Below are 21,543 nucleotides of genomic sequence, written 5' to 3'. Positions count from 1 at the left end.
ATACCCGCGTCGCCTGAATGTCCGTCGCCCTATCATGCAGCATACCGAAAAAAGACCGGCAACAGACACCACGCGCCGCCATCGCCAAGGATTGGCGACGTGCCATTACGCATTTCGCTTTCGCAATCAACTCTCCACGGGCGACGCTCCTGGCGCCGGCAAAACAAGGCCAGTTCTCTTCGATTTCCTATCACGGTCACCCGCGCATACGACAGATATTTGTTGCGATAGAGAATTAACGGCTTCTCTCTGCCGCAGGCACATGGCCCCTCCCCCCCCCGCTTTCCCGCCCCGACCGGTTTGGCTACGCTGTCCACCCGTCCAGCAAAGGTCCGCGCGTGCTCGACTCATCCCCTCTCGTTCCGCCGATGCCCCCTCTTCTGTCGGAACATGCCGGGGGCCTGCGCGTTCTCGCGACCCTGCGGCGCAACGGCTATTCGGCCTTTCCACAGCGCTGCTTCACCCAGCCGGTGGTCATCCTGCGCGCACTGGGCCGCCCGTTGGTGCTGGCTGCCGCCCCTGAATCCATGCAGGCGATCCTGACGTCGGATGCCGGGCATTATCGCCGCATGCGCGTCGGCCAGCGCGTGCTCAGTCCCATCGTCGGGCGCGGCCTGCTGGTCAGCGAGGGCGACACGTGGCGGCGGCAGCGCCGCGCCATGGCCCCGGCCTTCACCCCGCGCACGGTGCCCGTGCTGGCCGGACATATCGCCGCCTGCGCCGATCGGGGCTGCCGAAACCTGGAGACCAGCGGCCCGGTCGACCTGTTCTCAGCCATGCGGCGCCTGGCGCTGGATGTCGCGGCGGTTTCCATGTTCTCGCTGGAGATCGGCGCGTTCGACCAGCCCTTGCGTGACTCCGTCACCCGTTTCATGACGGGCATCGGCACGCCCCGGCCTTCCGATTTCCTGCTGCCACCCGGCACGCCGACCCTGCTGGGCTGGCGCCGCGCGCGTTTCCGCCGCCACTGGGTGGCATTGATCGGCCGGATCATCGCCGCGCGCCACGCGCAGGCCCCCACCGATGCCCCGCGCGACCTGTTCGACCTCATGCAGACGGCTTTCGGCGACCAGGGCGGCGGCACCACGTCCGAACTGATCGACGAAGTCGCCACCATGATCGTGGCCGGGCACGAAACGACGGCATCGGTCCTGTTCTGGTCCTGCCTGCTGCTGGCCCAGTCCACCCGATGGCAGAACGAGATCGCGCAGGAAGTGCGGGACAAGGACCTGACGCCAGATGGCGCGGCCTCCTCGCTACCCTCCCTGCACATCACGACGGCCGTGGTGCGCGAAACCCTGCGCCTCTATCCGCCCGCCTTCATGAGCGGCCGGGAAACCGTGGGCGAAACCGACCTGTGCGGCCACCCCCTGCCCGACAATGCGATGGTGCTGCTGCCTTTCTGGATGCTGCACCGCAATCCCGCCCTGTGGCACGCCCCGGCGCAATTCGACCCCCAGCGTTTTCTGGACCGCCCCGATCCCCCGCGCTTCAGCTTCCTGCCGTTCGGCGCCGGGCCGCATGTCTGCATCGGCGCGCAACTGGCCATGACCGAGGCCGTGCTGGTCCTGGCCCGCCTGCTCCAGGATTTCACGCTCACCCTCGCCGACCACCGGCCGGTGCTGCCGGTCGGGGTCCTGTCGACCCGGCCCAGCCACGCCCCCGCCTTCCGCCTGCGCCGCCGCTGACCTCACGCGCCGGCCACGCCATACGCTCCACAGCTTCCGTCGAGGACGCCAGCCATGTCATCCAATCCGTCCGACGCCTTCCACTCCTACCGCCCCGCCACCGGCCACGGCCTGAAGCATGACCCGTTCAACGCCATCGTGGGGCCACGCCCGATCGGCTGGATTTCCTCGATCGACGCGGCAGGCCGGGCCAATCTCGCGCCCTACAGCTTCTTCAACGCCTTCAACTACCAGCCGCCGATCATCGGCTTTTCCAGCATCGGCTGGAAAGACACGGTGGCCAACATCCAGGCCACGGGCGAATTCGTGTGGAACCTCGCCACCCTGCCCCTGGCCGGTTCGATGAATCTGAGCTCCGCCGCCGTCCCGCACGATGTCTGCGAATTCGACCTCGCCAACCTGGCCCGCCTGCCTTCCACGCAGGTCCGCCCGCCACGGGTGGCGGACAGTCCGGTGCATTTCGAATGCCGCCTGACCCAGATGCTGCAACTGCGCACCGTCGGGGGCGAGGATCTGGAAAGCTGGATGGTCTTCGGCGAAGTGGTAGCGGTGCATATCCGCCGCACCCTGCTGGCCGAAGGCAGTTACGACACCGCCGGGGCGCAGCCCATCCTGCGCGCCGGCGGCTCCGGCGACTACGCCGCGATCCGGCGCGACGCGATGTTCGAGATGGGCCGCCCCACCGAGGAAACCTGGCAGGACATCCTCTCCCGCCAGCCCTGAACAGTTCCGAACGCGATCAGCGATAAACCAGCCCACCGTCGATCAGGACCGACTGCCCCGTCATGTAATCGGAATCCGGGCCGGAGAGGTACGACACCAGCCCCGCCACATCCTCGGGCGTCTCCGCCCGGCCCAGGGCGATGCCATCGACATATTTGCGGAAGGTCTCCCCCTTCTCCGCCCCCGTGATTTCCGAGAAGAGCTGGTCGATCTCGACCCACATGCTGGTCCCCACCACGCCGGGGCAATAGGCGTTCACGGTAATGCCCTTGCTGGCATATTCCTTCGCCGCCGCCTGGGTCAGCCCGCGCACGGCGAATTTCGTCGCCGAATAGACGCCCAGCAGCGCAAAACCGTCATGCCCGGCGATCGAACAGGCATTGATGATCTTGCCCTTCTGTCCGCTGGCGACAAACCGGTCGGCCGCCGCCTGGATCCCCCATAGCACACCCTGGACATTGATCCGGAAAATGCGCTCCACATCCTCGGGCATTACCGAGGCCAGCGCCTTGACCTGCGCGATGCCGGCGTTGTTGACCATGATGTCAAAGCCGCCCAGTTCCCGCGCGGCATGATCGACCGCCGCCCGCACCTGTTCGCGGTCGCCCACATCGGCAACAAAGGTCGTGGCCCGGCGCCCAAGGGCCGCGATCTCGGCCGCCACCGCATGCAGCGGCTCGGGTTTCAGATCGACCAACGCCACATCGGCGCCATCCTGTGCCAGCCGCAGGGCAATGCCCCGGCCGATGCCCTGGGCCGCTCCCGTAACCAGCGCGACCTTTCCCGTGATTGCCATGCAATCCTCTCCCATCGAGCCATGCGGAACGCAGGCTGCCGGGCATGAGATCGCCATAGGCCGATTGAGCGTGGAAGAGGCATGTAACGCCCTCTCGCGCCCTCGTGACAAGCCGGCGCAACACCTGTCGCGGACCTGCGACAGTGGCGCACACGGCAACGGCCGCCAAAGCCGCCACACGGTGCGGCACGATGTATCACGGTTCCGCCCCAATTTTATTTACTACCGCAACAAAACTATAACATGACAGTCCCGACAGGCCAGCGATATAGAGCAGCCATTCGCTCTCGCCCTTGGGAAATCCTCATATGTTCAGATCGTATCCGCACGGTCTCATTCGCGGCGGCCCGATGGTCATAACCGCCCTGTCCCCGATCCCCTTCGCATCCGCGATCGCCGCCCCGGACGATCAGACAGCACACCGTACCTCGCCACATCGGGAAAAAGCGCCGTTCCGACCATCATCTGCCGAGGAACGACTGGAAGTCCGCGCCACGCGCAAGCCTGTCGGCGGCGGCCTGATGACCGGTCACACCGGCACGACCGCGCAAAGCACCGTCACAAAAGAAGCATTCGATCTGCTGCGCCCCTCGGCCAATGCCGCGACCCTGGTCGAGACGGTACCGGGCGTGATCGCAACGACGGGCGATCCAACGGGGTTGTTCGACGGCGGGTCGATCTCCATTCGCGGGTTCGACCGGAACCTGATCGGCTTCACCGTCGACGGTGTGCCGATGAACGACGCCAGCACCTACGATTTCGTGCTGACAGCCAACAACGATTCAGAAAATTACTGCAACGTTGTCGTCACCCAGGCGGGCTCCGACCCGCTCTCGCCCCAGCGTGGCGAAATCGGCGGCTCGATGGCCTACCATACCTGCGCACCGACGAAGGCACGCAAGGCGTTCATCGAGCAGACCGGCGGCAGCTACGACCTGGTCAGAACCTTCGCCCGCTACAATACCGGCGCGATGCTGGACGGGCGCCTGACGAACTACATCAGTTTTTCCCGTTCCACCGCCAGCGTCTATGACCAGGACAAGGGCGGCATCCTGAAATATCACGGCGATCTGCGCTCGCATCTCGATCTCGGCGCGGGAAACACGATCGACCTGATGGCATTCCGCGACTACAAATATGGCAGCAAGAACCGGAATGTGACGCTGGCTCAATACCGGGCCTATGGCTACGACAACGGATACGGCACCGATCTGGACTCTTTCCTCGGCCTCAATCCCACGCCGGTGGCCGGCAAGGCACAAACTGCGGTCTATGCCAACACCGGGGCCGCGGTCCCCTATACAGCTCATAACCTGCCTTATTACGGCATGGTGAATACCGTCGGCGACCGTTGGCTGATCACCCTTGCCGGCCATTTCGCGCCTACGCCGCACACCCGCCTGACGGTTCAGCCTTATTATCATCACCAATATGGCGGAAGCACCGCGGAAACATTGCTGAAGGAGGCGAGCAGCCTGCACCAGGCCGTCGACCTCAACGGCGACGGCGACACGAAAGATGCCGTGGTCGTCAACAGCTTCAGCCAAAGCTCCTTCGACCGGATCGGCAACCTCCTGCGCCTTGAGCAGGATATCGGCCCGGTGACGATCGAGGGGGGATACTGGTTCGAACGCCTGTTCCAGCATCAATCCAACCCGTTCCAGTCCATCAATGAAGACGGTACGGTGGATGACATCCTGTTCTCCAGCGCCGCCAACCTGCTTCAGGATGCCACCGGCAGGGTCCTGCAGAACCGCCTGTGGAAAACCGACATGACAACGCATCAGCTTTCCATCGGTGCGACCGGGCGCTTTTTCCACGACCGCCTTCTGGTCACGCTCGGAACACGCTGGCAGCAGAACGCGCGCCGCTTCGAAAACCTGCCCAGCGACCAGGCTCAATCCTATAAATGGTATGCGGTGGAGCGCGACTTCACGCGCATGATGCCCAGTGCCGGCGCCCGCTATTTCATAACGCCCAACCACCAGGCCTTCGCCAGCATCAGCACGGGCCAGAGGCTACCGCCCAATTTCGTGGATCAGCAGCTGGTGGACAAGAAGACCGGCGCGATCGGGGCCGCACCCGATATCAGCGCCGAAACCAGCGTCAGCATGGACTGGGGATATCGATTCCAGCATAGATGGTTCAACGTGCAGGTGACCGGATTCGATATCGAATTCTACAACCGCATCGGCCTGTTCGCCAATCCGTTCGATCCGCTGGCCGCCGCGACCTACGCCAATCTCGGGGGCACACACAACCGGGGGGCGGAACTGGAAATCGGCACGACACCGTGGCGCGGTTTCAGCTTCTACGGTTCGGCCACCTATACCAGCGCGAAAATGGCCGCCGACATTCCCTATCCGTCCGGCGGCACCACGGTCTACCTGCCCACGAAAGGCAAGCAATTCTACAATACACCGCCATGGATCGGCGTCGCGCAGATGACGTACCGCAACGGACCGGTCAGCGGTTCGCTCCGCGTGCGCTATGTCGGCCGAAGCAACACGACCCTGACGAACGATCAGTCCGCCGCCCCTTACGCGACGGTCGACCTGTCCGTAGGCTATCATTTCCCCACCGTCACACTGGCCGAGGGCATCGCCATGAGCGCGCCGAAACTGCAGATCAACGTCACCAATATCTTCAATAAGGGCTATCTGACCCCGACCGGCGGCGCGAACCCCAATTCCTACAACCTGGCCGCATCCGGGCCGGGGGCGTCCACCCCCACCTACACGCTGGGCTCGCCCCGCGCCGTCTCCGCAACCTTCTCGGCAGAATTCTGAACCATGGCCTACACCGCTCCGACGACCCGCCGCCTTGTCCTCTCGGCCATCGCCGGCAGCCTCCTGCCAGCATGCAGCGGCCGCGCCGCCACGATCCCCGAGGTCGGACGCAAGTTCGACGCCAGCGGCACGGCACTGCCGTTCCACGGCAACACGATCATCATCCCGCTCGATCACGGCTCGGCAGCCGCCACGCTGATGGCAACACTGCATGACGCCCTGGCCGACAGTCCTATTGCACGCCAGCTCGCCCTGCTTCCCGTCTCGTCATTCCACATGACGGTCTTCGAAGGCGTGAACGACCACGACCGCACCCCGCAGAACTGGCCCGCCGCCCTACCGATCGATGCACCGATCGCCACCGTGACGCAGTACGCAGCCCGTGCGCTGACCGCCACCCCGTTCGACTATCCGCAACCCATCGTCATGCGCGCCAGGGACCTGAGCATCACCGATCGCGGTGTCCGACTGAACGTCACGGGCTTCGACGACACACAGGAAAGCGCCATCCGTCACCTGCGCGACGAAATCGCCGCCCGCCTGGCAATCCACCGGCCCAGTCACGTCCGGTACGGCTTCCACATGTCGCTGGCCTACACGATCGCCCCGCTGGACCCGGACGCGAGAGCCCGGACACAGGCACGCATCGATGCCCTGCTGGCAGAAATGCCGACAGAACGGCGCGCCCTTCCCCTCGGTGCCCCGCGCTTCTGCACCTATGACGACATGCTTGCCTTTACGCCGCTTTTTCCGCTACCGCGCCAATCATGACAGCTCCGATTCCAGACTTGATTCCATCGGAACGCCGCGTTCTCGAACTGGTCAGGCGCCACGGTGCCATTTCGCGTGCCCGCTTGTCTCCCCTGGCCCAAGTCACACCCTCCACGCTGACCCGCGTCGCCGGTTCCCTGCTCACTCTGGGCCTGGTACGCGAGGGCGCCCGCCACAATGATGGGCGCAAGGGCGTGCCCGAGCAGTTGCTGGAACTCGATCCGCAAGGCGCGATGACCTACGGGCTGTCGATCGGCTACAATCACCTTCATCTCATGGCTCTCGACTTCACCGGCCGGATCATTCTCGACCGTGTGGAACCCACCCGCTCCGACGATCCGCAGGTCGTCGTCACGCATGCCCGTTCGATGCTGGCGGCTCACCGGCCGGTGGCGGAACGATATGCCCGCGTCCTGGGGCTGGGGATCGCGCTGCCAGGCGCCTTCACCGAAGGTGGCAGGCGGCGCCTGCCCGTACCGGGCATCGAGCAATGGGGCACGCTCGACATCACCAGACAATTCGCGGCCATCAGCAACCTGCCGATCTATCATGACAATGACGCGAATGCCGCGGCATTGGCCGAAGCTCTGTTCAACCGAGACCTGTCGGCGGACGGCTTCGCCTATGTCTACCTCACCAATGGTGTCGGCGGCGCCCTGGTCGAAGGCGGGCGGGTCCGGCAGGGGCATAACGGCAATGCCGGCGAATTCGGCATGTGCTTCCCGCGCAACCGCTCACGCCCCTCTGCCGAGGATTTCGCGATTTTCCTGGCGGAACATGGGCATGGAGACGGATCGACCGCCACTCTCGACAGTCTGGCGCCTCCCGAAACCCTGGTCGATCAATGGGTCGAACGGGCCGGCCGACAACTCGCGCGCCTGCTCGACACCCTGATCTGGGTAATGGACCCGGCACAGTTCGTCATCGGGGGCACTCTTCCGCTGGATGTGCGCCGAAAACTGGCAGCCGTCCTGCAGGATGCGCCGCTTGAATCCCTGGAAAACGGACTGAGCAGACCCGCCATTCATGCCTCGTCCCTGAACGGCCCCGTGGCGCTCGGCGCCGCTTCACTGCCCCTGAGTCAGTTTCTGCCCTGACATGGCGGTCAGCCGCCGTACCCGGATCGCCTATGCCGCCGCCCATGGCGGCAAAAGCCTGATCTGGCACGCTGACGAAGTGCTGACCTTTCCCCTCCTGACGGCCATAGCCGGCCTGTCCGCACACGCGGCCGCCATCGTTTTCGCCATATGGTTCGCGGTGGGCGCGTTCGCCGGCTACGGCTTCGGGCGCTTCGACGACCGCAGGCAGGCCCCGGTTCCCCTGTTCGTCCGCGCGCTCGGCCTCACGATCCTGTTCTGCGCCCTGTTCCTCGAAGCCCTGTCGCATGCGCCGATCGGTCTTCTGCTGGCGACGGGCCTTCTTCTGCATCTGGTCTATGCGTGGCTCGATGCCCAAGCCAACAGCCTGATCTCCCGCCTGTCGACCAGCGAAACCGACCGGCACAGCCTGTCCCGCTGGCGGTCGGCCAGCGGATTGCTGGCCAATATCGGTGTGACGTTCGTGCTCATGCAGTTCATGGCCAGCCACGACGATACGCTCCGCTGGCCGCTCATGGTGACAGCGGTCGGACTGGCCGCGACGGCCCTTGCGGGCATGGCCGGGTTCTGCTGGCTGCCGCACGGGCCCGCGCTCATGACCGCCCCCGCCATGCAGTCCGCGTCCGCGACCGTTCTGCCTGTGCCCTGGAAGGGGCTGTTCGTCCTGTTCCTTCTGGCCATCATGGACAATGCGGCCACCCAGGGCATCATTCGCCACGCCGTCGATGCTGGCGCCAGCAACGCCTACATCCTTCGCATGGCGGGTGAATTCTGCGGAATCGCGGCCACCGTTCTGGTCGACAGATGGACCCGGGGCCGCGTGGTCGGCATGCTCGGCATTCCAGCGGCCATCCTGCTGTCCGCCATGGCGATACATGCCTCGGCCGGGTCCATTGCGGGCATGGACATCCCGCTTTCCTTCGCCTTCGTCATCGGCCTTGGCCACGGCATGAATGTCGTCGGCTTCTGGGCAGCCGTGGCGGCGTGGTCTCCCGCACACAGGCAGGCCGAAACCGCCGGCGCCGCCACCTTGCTGTTCCGGCTCGCGCTCTCGCTCGCCAATCTGGCGACATTCCTGACATTCTGATCCAGGCAGCGCCGCAGCGGGTTCCATAGCCCCGATCAGACAATAAACCCCGCCACGGCCATCGGCCGTGACGGGGCACAAGACGCCAGTCAGCGCGCGTGAGGCACGCCAGCCTCTGTCAGTCATTGCCGCCGAAAGACGGGCGGGTGGATTCAAACAGGAACCAGGTCCGGCGCTCGGTTTCGTCGATCCAGTTTTCCAGCAGGCTCGCCGTCGCCACGTCGCCGCCCTCGTCGCAGATCGCATGCACCGCGCGCAACCGGCCCGTCAGCGCCAGGTTATCCTCACGCAGTTCGGCCAGCATGTCTTCCGGCGTCACATAAAGCGCGTCGTTATCGGCAACCTTGGTCAGGCGGCTGATCTCGCCGATCGAATGCAGGGTCGTGCCCCCCAGCTTGCGCGCGCGCTCGGCCAGCGGATCGGTCATGGCGAAGATCTGGTCGCTCTGCTCGTCCAGCAGCAGATGGAAATCACGGAAATGGCGACCGCTCATGTGCCAGTGGAAATTCTTGGTCTTGATGTAGAGCGCGAACACATCGGCCAGAACGGACCGCAGACCGGCGGAAATGCCCTCGACCGCCTCTTTCTTCAGGTCGGTCGGTGTCCCGAGATAGGTGTGAACATGGGCCTCGCCAGCGGTCAGACCCTTGGACTTGTTCGACATTGTCTTCTCCATGAACATGACGTTCGACAGGCCATGTGGGGAGCGATGCCGGCATCGGCAACCCCGCCGCCCCGCCGTCATGGAACAATCATATCCGGCATGCGCGTGCGTCCCGGCTGCCAGGGACCTGAGATAAATCAATAACCTCCCAACCCGTCCCTCCGGAAACGGACACGCGGCTCCGTTTTGTGTTGCAATTAATATTCATTCTCATTATTGAGAAGGAACTCACGGCGTTCCGGCAGTTTCCCAACCGTCGATTTCCCAACCCTCGCGCCGTGAAACCTCAAGCGGCATCGCCATCCTCCGATGGCGGTGCCGTTTTTTCATCTCCCGCCACCCGGTCGTCAGACCGCGAACAGATCCCGATAGCGCGAAGGCTGGCAGCGCAGATATTGGTCCGGCGCTTTTACCCGTGCCCCCAGATGGGCCGCCGCGTGCCACGGCCAGCGGGGATCGTACAGGATCGTCCGCGCCAGCCCCACCATGTCCGCATCGCCGGTGGCAACGATCCCTTCCGCTTGGTCGAAATCGGTAATCAATCCCACCGCCACCACGGGCAGGTCCACCTGCTGCCGAACGGCACGGGCCAGCGGAACCTGATAGCTGGGCGACACGGGAATCTCCTGCAACGGGCTCAATCCCGCACTGGAGACATGAACGGCATCGCACCCCCGTTCCTTCAGGCGCTGCGCAAAGGCCACGGTCTGGTCGATCGTCCATCCCCCTTCCACCCAGTCGGTGCCCGAAACGCGGACCGAAACCGGCCTGTCCGGAAAGGCCTGACGCACGGCATCGAAGACCTCCAGCGGAAAGCGCATCCGGTTTTCCAGCGAGCCGCCATAGTCATCGTCCCGAAGGTTGGACAGTGGCGAGAGGAACTGATGCAGCAGATAGCCATGCGCGGCATGCACCTGCACCAGGTCCAGCCCCAGTCGCGCCGCCCGCTTCGCGGACGCCGCGAAAGCCTCGCGCACCTGCCGCATGCCTGCGCGATCCAGGGCCACCGGCGCATGCGCCTCCTGCGTAAACGCCACGGCCGAAGGGGCAACCGTCTGCCATCCGTTCGCGGCGTCAGGCGCGATCTGCCGCCCGCCTTTCCACGGCACCTCGCACGACGCCTTGCGCCCGGCATGCGCAAGCTGGATGCCCACCGGCATGTCCGACCACGCCCGCACACCGTCCAGCACGCGGCGCAGCGCCGCTTCCGTGCCGTCATCCCACAGCCCGACATCGCCATAGGTAATGCGGCCTTCCGGCAGCACAGCGGTCGCTTCGATCGTCAGCAGCCCCGCCCCCGACAGCGCCAAAGTCCCCAGATGGATCAGATGCCAGTCCGTCATATGGCCCTCGGCCGCCGAATACTGGCACATCGGCGCGATGACGATCCGATTGGCCAGCGTCAGCCTGCCGATCCCCACCGGTTGAAACAATCTCGATCGCGTCATGGAAACCCTCCGTATTTATGCGGGACGTTTTTCGGTCAGGCACTCATGCGCGGTAGGAAAACCCGCCGCACCGCCGCAGATAAGCCCGCAATTCCCGCAGAAACACATCCACATTCGCCCGCCCCCCCTGCCGGTGCGGCCGCAACGCATAGAAATCGATGCTCTCCCCGGAAAGCTCCGGCAGAACATGCACCAGCTTGCCCGATTTCAGGTCGTCATGAACGTCGCACATCAGTTTGTAGGCGATCCCCTGCCCCGACAACGCCCAGTCATGGATCACCTCGCAACTCGTCGAGGACAGGCGCGGCTGCACCGTCACCACTTCCCTGTTCTCCTCCTCGCCGAACGCCCAACGGTTGACCAGCGTCATGGATTTGCTGCGCCGCAGGCAAAGACAGTCATGCGCCGCCAGATCCTGAAGCGTCGCAGGCGCCGCCGCGCGGGCCAGATAGGTCGGCGAGGCACACAGAATGCGCGTCGTCGAGGCCAGATGCGTCACGATGGCGGTCGGCATGTCGGGCATGCCCAGCCGCACGATCAGGTCCAGACAGTCGCCGAATTCGTGCCGCCCCTCGCTGACCAGCGCCAGCCCGATTTTCAGCTCCGGATACCGTTCGTTGAACGCCTCTACGAAGGGCGCGATCAAGCGCCGCCCCAGTTCCAGCGGCGCGCCGATATTCAGGCTGCCCTGCGGCATCCGCTCGGCCGAGGAAATCTCGGCTTCCAGATCGGTGATATCGGTCACGATCCGCAGCGCGCGATCATACAGGATCTGCCCCGTCTCGCTCAGCTTGAAGCGCCGCGTGCTCCGGTTCACCAGGCAACTGCCCAGCCTGCCCTCCAGCCGGGCAAGCCGCCGCGACACCACGGCCGGCGACGTCCCCATGCCGCGCGCCGCCTTGGTCATGCTCTGCGCCTCGGCCAGCATCACGAAGAACCTCAGATCGCCTACTTCATCGTAGATCATTTTTGGACGGCTCCCATTTTTGTCGCCTGAGCATAAATCTTTTGTCCCATTTTGAATAGAAAAAACCGATCAAATATCCTACATTCCTCTCGTATAAATGAATACTTATACACGAAACATCCAACGTAACAGTCAAAACAAGAACAACAAAAATACTGCCCGAAGCCAGAAGGCTTCACTTACTTGGCCTTTGTTTCAAGAGGAGTCATTCCAAAAGTGACGCAGTTAAAACACGCCCATTCCGACGATCTGGCACAGCAATTGATCGGCACCTGGAAGCTCGTCTCCTATCAGGTCGAGGACAAGAAGACCGGCGAGATGATCGAGGCCATGGGCGAATGCCCACGCGGACGGGTCGTTTTCACCGCCGACGGATGGGTTGCCTTCAACCTGGAAGGCAGCGACCGCCAGCCGGCCGTGACGGACTGGGACCGCGCGCAGCTCATGAAGACGCTGGTTGCCTATATCGGCCGCTACCGCATCGAGCAGGATCAATGGATCACCAGTGTAGAAACCGCCTGGGCGCCCGAATGGGTCGGCACGGAACAACGGCGGACCGTCAGCGTCGAGGGCCCCTATGCCACCGTCGTCACGCCCTGGCGCGAAATGCCCAACTGGGCCGATCGCGGTGCCTCCCGCAGCCTGATCCGCTTCAAACGCGCCTGACCGGAAATGCGCACGGGTAACGTGCGCGTCTCCATCCCTCTGCCTGCGCGACAATGGCAGCGCATGCGCATTCCGGAGATCTGACGGCCACGAATTGCCGATTGAGCCTTTTCCCCGGATCTGTTCGGATACCACTCATCCGGACGGATTTCGCCACGGGGAACCATCCTTGCATCGTGACGGGCCTGATCGGGATGTGAAGAGCCCGAACTCTTTCTTCCCTGTTCTTTCCGGACAACGATGCATGACAGGTTCAAGAATCTGTCCGGAGAGGATCATATGACAAAAGCATCAGACCTCCTCGTCGCCGCCCTGGAAAACGAGGGCGTCGATCGAATTTTCGGCATTCCCGGCGAAGAGAATCTCGATATCGTGGAGTCTCTGCGCACGTCCTCGATCAAACTCACGATCACGCGCCACGAACAGGCGGCGGCCTTCATGGCCGCGACCCATGGCCGCCTCACGGGCAAGCCGGGCGTGTGCCTCGCAACACTCGGGCCGGGCGCGCTCAATCTCGCCACCGGCGCCGCCTACGCCCATCTGGGCGCGATGCCGATGGTGATGCTGACCGGCCAGAAGCCGATCCTGTCAGAACGCCAGGCCCGCTTCCAGATCGTCGACGTCGTGGCGACGATGCGCCCGCTTACCAAGATGGCGCGCCAGATCGTCTCCGCCCACATGATCCCGACGCTGATCCGCGACGCCTTCCGCGTGGCGGCGGAAGAACGTCCCGGCCCGGTCCATCTCGAACTGCCCGAAGACATCGCGCGCGAGGAATGCGGCAACCTGGCGCCGATCCATCCGCACCCCGTCGACGCCCCCGTCGCCGGTGACGAGGCGCTGCGCATCGCGGCCAATCTGCTGCTCTCCGCCAAACGCCCGCTGGTCATGCTGGGGGCCGCGGCCTCCCGCCCCCGCCTGGCCGGCAAACTGTACGAATTCTTCTCGCGCACGCGCCTGCCCTACTTCACCACCCAGATGGGCAAGGGCGCTGTGGGCGGATGCAGCGAACTCTACATGGGCACCGCCGCGCTGAGCGAACGCGATTACGTCCACGAGGCCATCGAACGCGCGGACCTGATCCTGTCGATCGGCCACGACACCGCAGAAAAGCCCCCCTTCATCATGGGCGCCAACGGGCCGGACGTCGTGCATTTCGGCTACGAACCCGCCCAGGTCGAGCAGGTCTATTTCCCGCAGGCCGAAGTCATCGGCGATATCGGCGTCTCGCTGTCGCGCCTGGCCGATCAGGTCGAGGGTCGCCTCACCAACGCCGATGCCCTTCTCGGCCTGCGCGACGGCATCCTGGCGCATATCATGGAGGGCTCCACCGACAATCGCTGGACGCCACAGCGGGTCGTCGCCGATATCCGCAAGGTCATGCCGCAGGACGGCATCGTCGCGCTGGATAACGGGATGTACAAGATCTGGTTCGCCCGCAACTACCGCACCACCGTCGCGAACACGCTCCTGCTCGACAACGCGCTGGCGACCATGGGCGCGGGTCTGCCATCGGCCATCGCGGCGGCCCTCCTCTACCCCGAGCGGCGCGTTCTGGCCGTCTCGGGCGACGGCGGCTTCATGATGAACAGCCAGGAAATCGAAACCGCCGTCCGCCTCAAGCTCAACCTCGTGTCCCTGATCATCGACGATGGCGCCTTCGGCATGATCCGCTGGAAGCAGGCTGTCGATCATTTCCCCGATTACGGCATGACGTTCGGCAACCCCGATTTCGTCAAATATGCCGAATCCTACGGTGCCAAAGGTCATTTCGTCGAAAAGATCGAAGATTTCGAAGCAACGCTCGAACGCGCCTTCGTCGAGGGCGGCGTGCAGATCATCGCCATCCCGATCGACTATTCCGACAATATCCGCGTGCTGATCGACGAACTGAGCAAGCGCATCCCCGTCACCTGAACACTCTTCCCCGCCGGGCGCCCGCATCCATCCCTCAACGGCGCCCGGTCATGGCGTAAGCCAGCCGCCCCATCCGCCGCCGGCACAAGATCGCACGCCAGATCGGCGCGCCACCACCGCATCCCGCCCCGACCGGTTCACCGACCGTACGAACCTGACGCACAGCGCGTCCACCGCGTACAAAACCGCACCTCAAAACCAAAAATTCTCCGGTATTCCATCAATATTTTTCATTCAATCCAAATAAATCTACGCACATGCCAAATGGAATCGACACCCACCCGTCTCTCCACCGGACAAAACAGACGGAAGCCAACGTTCAGAAATCTTCTCTATTGACAGGCATTTTCCTTTGACCATCCCCGCCATTCATGACACCACGAAAAGAAATTCAGACACAAACCAACCCGCGGCAACTGATCGACATATCTCCCATTTCCTCTCCAAGCCCCTCTGAACACAATAGAAATCCGTCTCTCGATCAGGCCCGACCACAAACCTCAAAAGGCGCTCCCAGCAGAGCCTCCAGTCAATTCGGACCAAACCGTTTTATGAATACTGACGAGCCCGCCTCCCGCGATGCCTAGCCCCTCGCCGCCATGCGCCAGAAGATGAATCAGGCCGACGCCGCATTCCGACGCGACCTGCCAGCCGCCACCAACGAAGCCGATCTCCTTCGTCTCGCGCGGCGCACGCTCGACCTCTGCGAGGATGTCGCGGAGACACTCCGGCAGATCAGCCCCACCGCGTCACTGGCCTGCACAAAGGGCTGCGATACGTGCTGCCGCAGCCTGGTGCAGGTCAATCCGCTGTTCGCGCTTCTTGCCGTCCATGAGGCACGGCAGACCTTCCCGCCAGATCGCCTTCAGGCCCTGAAAGACCGCACCGAGGCCGGCGTCCCGTTCTGCCCGTTCCTCTTCGAGGAAAGTTGCTCGATCTACGCTGCCCGCCCCATGGTATGCAGGGGCTACTACAGCCTGAATGTCGATTTATGCAGGCAGGGAGATTTCTGCGAAAAGCATCTCGGCTACCAGGGCGATCAGGCGCACGCCGCGCACCAGTTCATGATCTTTTTGTTTGCCCTGGAAAAACGCCTGGAAAGCATCGAAGCCGAAATCGGCCTCCGGAACGAGCCCGTCTTTCTCAACACCGCAGCCCGGACGCTTCTCACCACGCCCGATGCACCCGAGCGCTGGCGCACCGGCGCCCAGCCCTTCGACCCGCCGCCATTGCAACCGGAGTCATAGCGGAAAAAGCCCATTCGTCCGGTGCGCCTGAATGCAGAATGCCCTGCCCACCAGGCCCACCGCGCACGTCGTTGCGCATCCCATCAATCGTGCGCCACGACTGACGATGAGCAATATATTTACACCCCGTCCCTATGCTCTCGCGCGAGAAACTCGCCCCAGGGAAACAGGCATGGACATGTATATCGGCTTCGATTCCGCATGGACCGACAGCCCGAAGGCACCCGGTGCCATCTGCGCCGTCGGTATCGAGAACGGCCATCCAGCATGCTTCCACCCACCGCGACCGGTTTCCTTCGACCAGGCTCTCGCCTTCATCCAGACCGTCCGCTCCCGACACGGCACCACACTTGTCGCGCTGGATCAACCGACGATCGTGCCCAATGCCACCGGCATGCGGCCGGTAGAGCGGGTCGCCGCCACCCTCGTCAGTTGGCTCGGCGGCGGCGTGCAGCCGGCCAATCGGGGGCGATCGGGCATGTTCTGCAACGCCTCGCCAATCTGGCGTTTCCTGACGGCATTGAACGCCAAGGAGCATCCCGAGGAAGCGCGGCAGGCGACCAGCGGACTCTATCTGATGGAGGTCTTCCCGGCTCTCGCGCTGGCATCACTACGTGACGAGTTCTACGGGCGGCTAAACGCGCCCCGATATAATCCGGCGCGCGCAAAGACCTTTCGCATGGCCGACTGGATCCACGTCGCGACATGCGCCGCGCAACAGGCCCGGCTTCTGGGCTGCACGGAACTGGCGGAATGGTGCCGCGTCGCGGGTGAAACGGCCAGCCCCCGCAAGCCGGATCAGGACAAGCTGGACGCGGCACTCTGTGTGCTGATCGCGCTCCATTGGCGGCTACGCCATCGTGAAGCGTCCTTGCTCCTTGGCGATCGATGTTCGGGCTACATGGTTCTGCCGGCAAGTCAGCCAGTGCGCGAATATCTGACGCGATCTGCCCGCAGACTTTCAGTAAAGATAGACGGCAGCATCCCGATCTGACAGCCACAGCCCCGCCACAGGAATCGAGGCCGGGTTACCGGCACCGGATAAGGTGGCCGCGTCGCGACGATCAGGTCGGGGACCGCCCGCACCGCACATCAGCGCGTCCTAGCGGCCCGAAAACGGGCCGCCGGGAGATCACTGATATAAACGGTCGTCCGATCACGCCGCGTCAGTGATGCCCCCCACCACCGCCGGGGCCGCCGCGACCACCGCCACCGCCCCCATGGCCGCCCCCGGGACCACCACCATGTCCGCCACCGCCGGGACCACCGGGTCCACCGCCACCATGTCCGCCGCCGCCGGGGCCGCCGGGTCCACCGCCACCGGGGCGACCATCCCCGCGCCCTCCGCCCCCGCGTCCGCCAAAACCGCCACCACCATGTGGTCCACCACGCCAGCGACCGCCGACATAGGGGCCGACCCGATATCCGGGGCCCCAGCCGCCGCCCCAGCCACCACCCCAGCCGGGGCCGTAGTCATAATAGCCGCCATATCCACCGCCATACCCACCATAATCGGCACAACCGCCAAGGAGCCCGATGAGGGAAAGCGCGCCGATCATGATGCGGACGCGAAAGAAACCGCGCTTCATTTCGCGTTCTCCGTCTGCTCTGCCGGCGTCGGGTCGGCCCCGTGCCATTCCATAAGCCCGAACACCGTTCCGGCGGGGTCCGACACGATTGCGATCATCACGTTCCGGCGGTCTGGATGCGGCTGGACCAGCACCTTTCCACCCAACCGCTCGACCGCTTCGGCCGAGGCGCCAACACCATCCACCTGAACGAAGGTAACCCAGCGCCCCCGTGCGCTGGGCAACACGCGCGCCGGCAGCGGGTTGACGGTCCCCCGCGTGACGGATTGAGACAGCAGCAGATACGCGGTGTCCTTGGTCGCATCCGGCGCGGCCTGCACCTGATAGCCGAAGACCTTCTGATAGAATCCGGCAGCCGTGAACGGGTCGCGCGTCAGCAGGGCGCTCCAGATCCATTCGCCCTGCGCAGGCGGCACGTCGTCGTCCGGCGCGTCCCCCGTCCGGGCATGGAAGGCGGCAAAAGGCGCGCCCTGCGGATCAGCCAGAATCGTTTCCTCCCCTTGCGCAAGACCGCTCTCGGCGACGGCAACAGGCGGCATGATCACCCTGCCACCCCAATATGTCGTCTTGGCCACCGCATCGGCCGGATCGACCACCGAGAGCACAGGCAACCACGCCGGACTCCCATGCCGTGGGGGATGCGACCGTTCGATCAGACTGGCGACTGGCTGATCATGAACCAGGGCCACGACCGCCCGCCCCCGTGGGCTGGTCGCATCGCGGTACGTCCACCCAAGCAACGCGCCATAGAAGGCTTTTGCCGCGTCCAGGTCCGGCGTCGCGAGTTCGGCGTAAAGCAGCTTTCCCGGCATGTGCGCCACAGAGGGCACCGCCGCAACGAACGGGGCATCGTCGGCAACGGCCGGCCGAGCAAGGCTCGCCAGGGCCATCCCCAATGTAACCCCGAGCACCCCGACTCGGCGCCCGGATACATGCCTGCGAAACGCGCGCGGGTTCAGTAATGACACGTCTGGAGTTCCTCTCTTCCGACCGGCGCCAGACAGCGGCCCCGTACTAAGCGGCACGATTTCCCGCACCGGACGACGAAGCAGTCTGCGTGTGATGGCAGTAACACCGAACCCCTTATGCGCGTTTCACCGCCTGCATGGGTAAAAGTCTTCGTGCGCGAAAATTCCGACGATGACGCATCGTCACGGGGCGCGCGGTTTCCGGCTGGCAGGCACCCACCCGGAATGATCAGGCAGCAATCATCCAGACACGAAGAGGCGACAGCATGGCAGCCGTGCGCTCCATGCGCGCCAAAAAGAAAATGCGCGCCGGCAGCGAGCCAGCGCGCATTTCCAGGCATGCTCAACCGAACCTGCCCCATTCTGTCCCATCAGACCGTTGCCGGACAGACACACCGCCCGGCAGCCCGCAGGCCAGGAAAACCCCTTCGCTGTCTCCGCCCGCCCTTACGGGAAGGTCGCCGAAAGCGTCGCCATGACGACAAACGGAGAGCCGATAACATAGGTCGGCTGAGAACCGCTGAGCTTCTTCCCGGTGACGAGGCCCGTCTGCGTCGTCGCGTTGGTCGTATAACCATACATCGACGACAGGTAATGCGCGTCCCCGATATTGACCAGATTGATCTTCAGCTTGGGCGAGATATTCCCGATCTTCGGCAGACGCCGCCCAAAGCCAAGGTTGGCGGTGATGTAATGGGGAATGCTCTGGTCGTTCATCAGGGTCGAGTACTGGGAATCCGTATATTGCAGATTGAAGTTCCCGAACCAGGTCCCATCGTTATAGGTCAGGCCCAGCGAGCCCGAGAATTTCGGCGCCCCGACTTCCTGCTTGCCCTTGGTCGCCAGATAGTCGCCGGCATAGGCAATATTGTTGCCATTGCGGGTATGCATATACTGGCCGGAGGCATAGACGCTCACATGGTGCCAGGGATGCGTGGCCACTTCCGCCTGAATGCCATAGGCCTCCAGCCCACCGGCATTGATCAACTGCGAAATCGTGGAGGTCGATCCGGGCTGATAGCTCAGGGCGGAAATCTGATGGTTGGTGACGTTGTAATGGAATCCAGCCACATTGGCCATCACGGCGCCACTATAGCGATACCCGATTTCCTCGGTGATCATATATTCCGGCTTGTAATCCGACATCGGTATGGACGCGGGCTTGCCGGTAGAACGGCTATACGTCGCAAGCTGGGAGCTCAATCCCGCCGGGAGATGATAGCCGGTCGTGCCGTTGATATAGATCTGATGATGCGGATTGAACTGATAATTGATCAGGACCTGAGGTGACGGCACGAAGACATTCTTGATCGACTTGTAATTGTTCCCGACAACCCCTGGCAGATCCTGGGTATATTGCCGGTTCGCCATCGCCATCCTGATGCCGCCATCGATCGTCAGACGATGGTTGAAAAACGACATCTTGTCGTCAACGGCAAAGCTGTTCAATTGCTGCAAGGCATTTTCGTTATCTTCGTTCAGAGGAACCCCGCCGTTCGCCGTCAGCGGCACCTTGGAACTCCATTGCCCGGTGCTGCTGACAGGATAGAACCGCTCGCTCGCCGCTTCCTGGGCGTAGGAATACCAGTACGACACGCTCAGCGTATTGAATTTATGCTGCCAGTGTCCGACCAGGTTCACGCCTGACGACAGGGTGTACCAGTCCGAAATCTCCGCTCCCGTCAGCTTACTGCTGGTCGGATCATATCCCGGAAGATTCTTGTAATTATCGAGATATTTATAGGGAACCGCACCGACATAGCCATTCTTGACCGGGATCGTCTCCCCATAATAGTACGGTCCATGAAACTCGACCGAGTAGGCTTCCGCGTCGAGGCTCAGCCCATGACCGAAACTGAAATGGTTCTTCAGCGCGCCGTAATACGATCCGGTATTCTTGCCGTTCAGGTCCTGGTAATGCGTATCTCCGGGCGAATAATGGTCATCCAGACCATAGTTCATCCCATAGGTTTTCCAGTTCGCGAGTGATGGATACAGCCATTCATTCTGCGCGGCCTGCGTAAAGCCGAAAATGATTTCGGAATTGCTGTTGGCCGTCCAGCTCTTCGTCAGTGCCGCGTCAACATGCCATTTCCTGATATCACCCGTCCCGCGCCACATGTCAGAACGCGCGTAGGACCCGGAAATGAAACCACGAACGCCCGTATGCCCGATCTCGCCGGTATCGTAGCGAATGAAATCCTTGTTGGTCCCATAAGAGCCACCCGACGCGGCAACATAGAAATTCTGCTTGTCGGAGGGCCGGCGGATCGAAGCGGAAATCTCGGCGCCAGTCGCATTGTAGGTAGGCGAATTGATATCCACCGATCCCTGCATCACATTGATATGGCTGATATTCTCGCTATCGACCAGCGACGGGGTATATGTGCTGTAGGTAAAGGGATTCGCGGCCGGCATTCCCTCCAGCGTCACGCCAATTTCCGCCTGGGCCATGCCCCGGATATGAAGCGTCGAGAACGAGGTCGTCAGCGGGCCTTCACTGGCGGAGACGACACCAGGCACCGTCTGGATAAGGGACTCGATCGTCGAGGTCGGCGACTGCATATCGATATAGTCATGGGTCAGCGTACTGACGGTCTTCGGCGTCGTATGCTTCACCATCATACCGCCCCCCGCCATGGTCCGGTATCCCAGAACATCCAGCTTCTCAGCTTTCGATTTCTCGACCGATCTGGAAGATTTCCTGTCCTTCCCGGCAGCAGCGGATGTACCGTTCCCGCCCGGCGTCCAATGCGCCGTGCCGTCATTGGAATCAGTCTTCTGATTCTTGCCCGCCGCGTCGGCGGCCGTGCCGTAACAACATATGACACATGCCGAAAAAAGAAGATATTTCTTCACTTGAGTCCCCTGGTACCATGCTGCCGCCACCGCTCCGACATCCGCAGAACGACCAGCGTCGATCTATCGATCCGGATCGGTCGCCAGAGAGACACCGCCCATACAGGGAACCCTCAACGAAACGGGTTCTTCTTCATTGAACTGTCATAAACCAAGCCATCTTCTGCAAAAGATTCCGCCTACACAGAATCAACGCCGCAACATTCAGGGGCTCGCCAGCACGTCCACTTGCAGATCATGGTTGACGACAACATCCGCCCGCGCACG

The 21,543-nt window shown here is 63.2% G+C and carries 17 protein-coding genes; 10 read left to right on the top strand and 7 right to left on the bottom strand.

What is annotated here, in order from left to right; all coding sequences use genetic code 11:
- Positions 1–338: 338 nt before the first annotated feature.
- Positions 339–1,688, top strand: a complete 1,350-nt coding sequence (locus tag C7453_RS11090) for a cytochrome P450 (RefSeq protein ID WP_114727591.1) — start codon at positions 339–341, stop codon at positions 1,686–1,688.
- A gap of 54 nt (positions 1,689–1,742) precedes the next feature.
- Complete coding sequence (locus C7453_RS11085; RefSeq protein WP_114727590.1) at positions 1,743–2,411, top strand: flavin reductase family protein; 669 nt, start codon at positions 1,743–1,745, stop codon at positions 2,409–2,411.
- Between the two features lie 16 nt (positions 2,412–2,427).
- Here C7453_RS11085 and C7453_RS11080 read toward each other — a convergent pair whose 3' ends face one another.
- Positions 2,428–3,207, bottom strand: a complete 780-nt coding sequence (locus C7453_RS11080; RefSeq protein WP_114727589.1) for an acetoin reductase — start codon at positions 3,205–3,207, stop codon at positions 2,428–2,430.
- A 308-nt stretch (positions 3,208–3,515) separates the two neighbouring features.
- Between C7453_RS11080 and C7453_RS11075 the strand changes: the two genes are divergently transcribed.
- The 4 genes from C7453_RS11075 to C7453_RS11060 are packed head-to-tail and all read left to right on the top strand — an operon-like array spanning position 3,516 to position 8,951.
- Positions 3,516–5,996 (top strand): TonB-dependent receptor, encoded by a 2,481-nt coding sequence (locus tag C7453_RS11075; RefSeq protein ID WP_114727588.1) that lies wholly within the window; start codon positions 3,516–3,518, stop codon positions 5,994–5,996.
- A gap of 3 nt (positions 5,997–5,999) precedes the next feature.
- Positions 6,000–6,767 (top strand): DUF1868 domain-containing protein, encoded by a 768-nt coding sequence (locus C7453_RS11070; protein ID WP_114727587.1) that lies wholly within the window; start codon positions 6,000–6,002, stop codon positions 6,765–6,767.
- 17 nt (positions 6,768–6,784) lie between these two features.
- Positions 6,785–7,864 (top strand): ROK family transcriptional regulator, encoded by a 1,080-nt coding sequence (locus C7453_RS11065; protein ID WP_170222033.1) that lies wholly within the window; start codon positions 6,785–6,787, stop codon positions 7,862–7,864.
- A gap of 1 nt (position 7,865) precedes the next feature.
- Entirely contained in the window at positions 7,866–8,951 is a 1,086-nt protein-coding gene (locus C7453_RS11060; RefSeq protein ID WP_114727585.1) for an MFS transporter, read from the top strand.
- A gap of 118 nt (positions 8,952–9,069) precedes the next feature.
- On the opposite strand, the gene C7453_RS11055 is transcribed toward C7453_RS11060, so the two are convergent.
- The 3 genes from C7453_RS11055 to C7453_RS11045 all read right to left on the bottom strand — a co-directional run bounded on the left by C7453_RS11055 (position 9,070) and on the right by C7453_RS11045 (position 12,030).
- Positions 9,070–9,615 (bottom strand): Dps family protein, encoded by a 546-nt coding sequence (locus C7453_RS11055; RefSeq protein WP_114727658.1) that lies wholly within the window; start codon positions 9,613–9,615, stop codon positions 9,070–9,072.
- A 347-nt stretch (positions 9,616–9,962) separates the two neighbouring features.
- Positions 9,963–11,063, bottom strand: a complete 1,101-nt coding sequence (locus C7453_RS11050; protein WP_114727584.1) for an NADH:flavin oxidoreductase/NADH oxidase — start codon at positions 11,061–11,063, stop codon at positions 9,963–9,965.
- Between the two features lie 43 nt (positions 11,064–11,106).
- Positions 11,107–12,030, bottom strand: a complete 924-nt coding sequence (locus C7453_RS11045; protein WP_114727583.1) for a LysR substrate-binding domain-containing protein — start codon at positions 12,028–12,030, stop codon at positions 11,107–11,109.
- A 216-nt stretch (positions 12,031–12,246) separates the two neighbouring features.
- On the opposite strand from C7453_RS11045, the gene C7453_RS11040 reads away from it, so the two are divergent.
- The 4 genes from C7453_RS11040 to C7453_RS11025 all read left to right on the top strand — a co-directional run bounded on the left by C7453_RS11040 (position 12,247) and on the right by C7453_RS11025 (position 16,854).
- Positions 12,247–12,696 (top strand): lipocalin-like domain-containing protein, encoded by a 450-nt coding sequence (locus C7453_RS11040; RefSeq protein ID WP_245948981.1) that lies wholly within the window; start codon positions 12,247–12,249, stop codon positions 12,694–12,696.
- A gap of 279 nt (positions 12,697–12,975) precedes the next feature.
- The gene (locus C7453_RS11035; protein WP_114727657.1) at positions 12,976–14,613 is read left to right on the top strand and encodes an acetolactate synthase large subunit; all 1,638 of its coding nucleotides are present in this window, start codon (positions 12,976–12,978) and stop codon (positions 14,611–14,613) included.
- Between the two features lie 611 nt (positions 14,614–15,224).
- The gene (locus C7453_RS11030) at positions 15,225–15,860 is read left to right on the top strand and encodes a YkgJ family cysteine cluster protein (RefSeq protein ID WP_245948980.1); all 636 of its coding nucleotides are present in this window, start codon (positions 15,225–15,227) and stop codon (positions 15,858–15,860) included.
- A gap of 172 nt (positions 15,861–16,032) precedes the next feature.
- A complete protein-coding gene (locus C7453_RS11025; RefSeq protein WP_114727581.1) occupies positions 16,033–16,854 on the top strand; it encodes a DUF429 domain-containing protein in 822 nt (273 codons plus the stop codon).
- A 162-nt stretch (positions 16,855–17,016) separates the two neighbouring features.
- Here C7453_RS11025 and C7453_RS18965 read toward each other — a convergent pair whose 3' ends face one another.
- The 3 genes from C7453_RS18965 to C7453_RS11010 form a co-directional block, all read right to left on the bottom strand.
- Positions 17,017–17,337, bottom strand: coding sequence for a hypothetical protein (locus C7453_RS18965; protein WP_170143199.1), 321 nt, complete (start codon positions 17,335–17,337; stop codon positions 17,017–17,019).
- A gap of 108 nt (positions 17,338–17,445) precedes the next feature.
- Positions 17,446–18,417 carry a VOC family protein gene (locus tag C7453_RS11015; protein ID WP_245948979.1) on the bottom strand — a complete coding sequence of 324 codons (972 nt, stop codon included), beginning with the start codon at positions 18,415–18,417 and terminating at the stop codon, positions 17,446–17,448.
- 447 nt (positions 18,418–18,864) lie between these two features.
- Complete coding sequence (locus C7453_RS11010) at positions 18,865–21,276, bottom strand: TonB-dependent receptor (protein ID WP_371858492.1); 2,412 nt, start codon at positions 21,274–21,276, stop codon at positions 18,865–18,867.
- Between the last annotated feature and the right edge of the window lie 267 nt (positions 21,277–21,543).

It is taken from the genome of Gluconacetobacter liquefaciens, from assembly GCF_003350405.1.
In the GTDB taxonomy this organism is placed as follows: domain Bacteria; phylum Pseudomonadota; class Alphaproteobacteria; order Acetobacterales; family Acetobacteraceae; genus Gluconacetobacter; species Gluconacetobacter liquefaciens.
The sequence above is the reverse complement of the archived record's forward strand: the minus strand, read 5'-3'. Positions and strand labels throughout refer to the sequence as shown.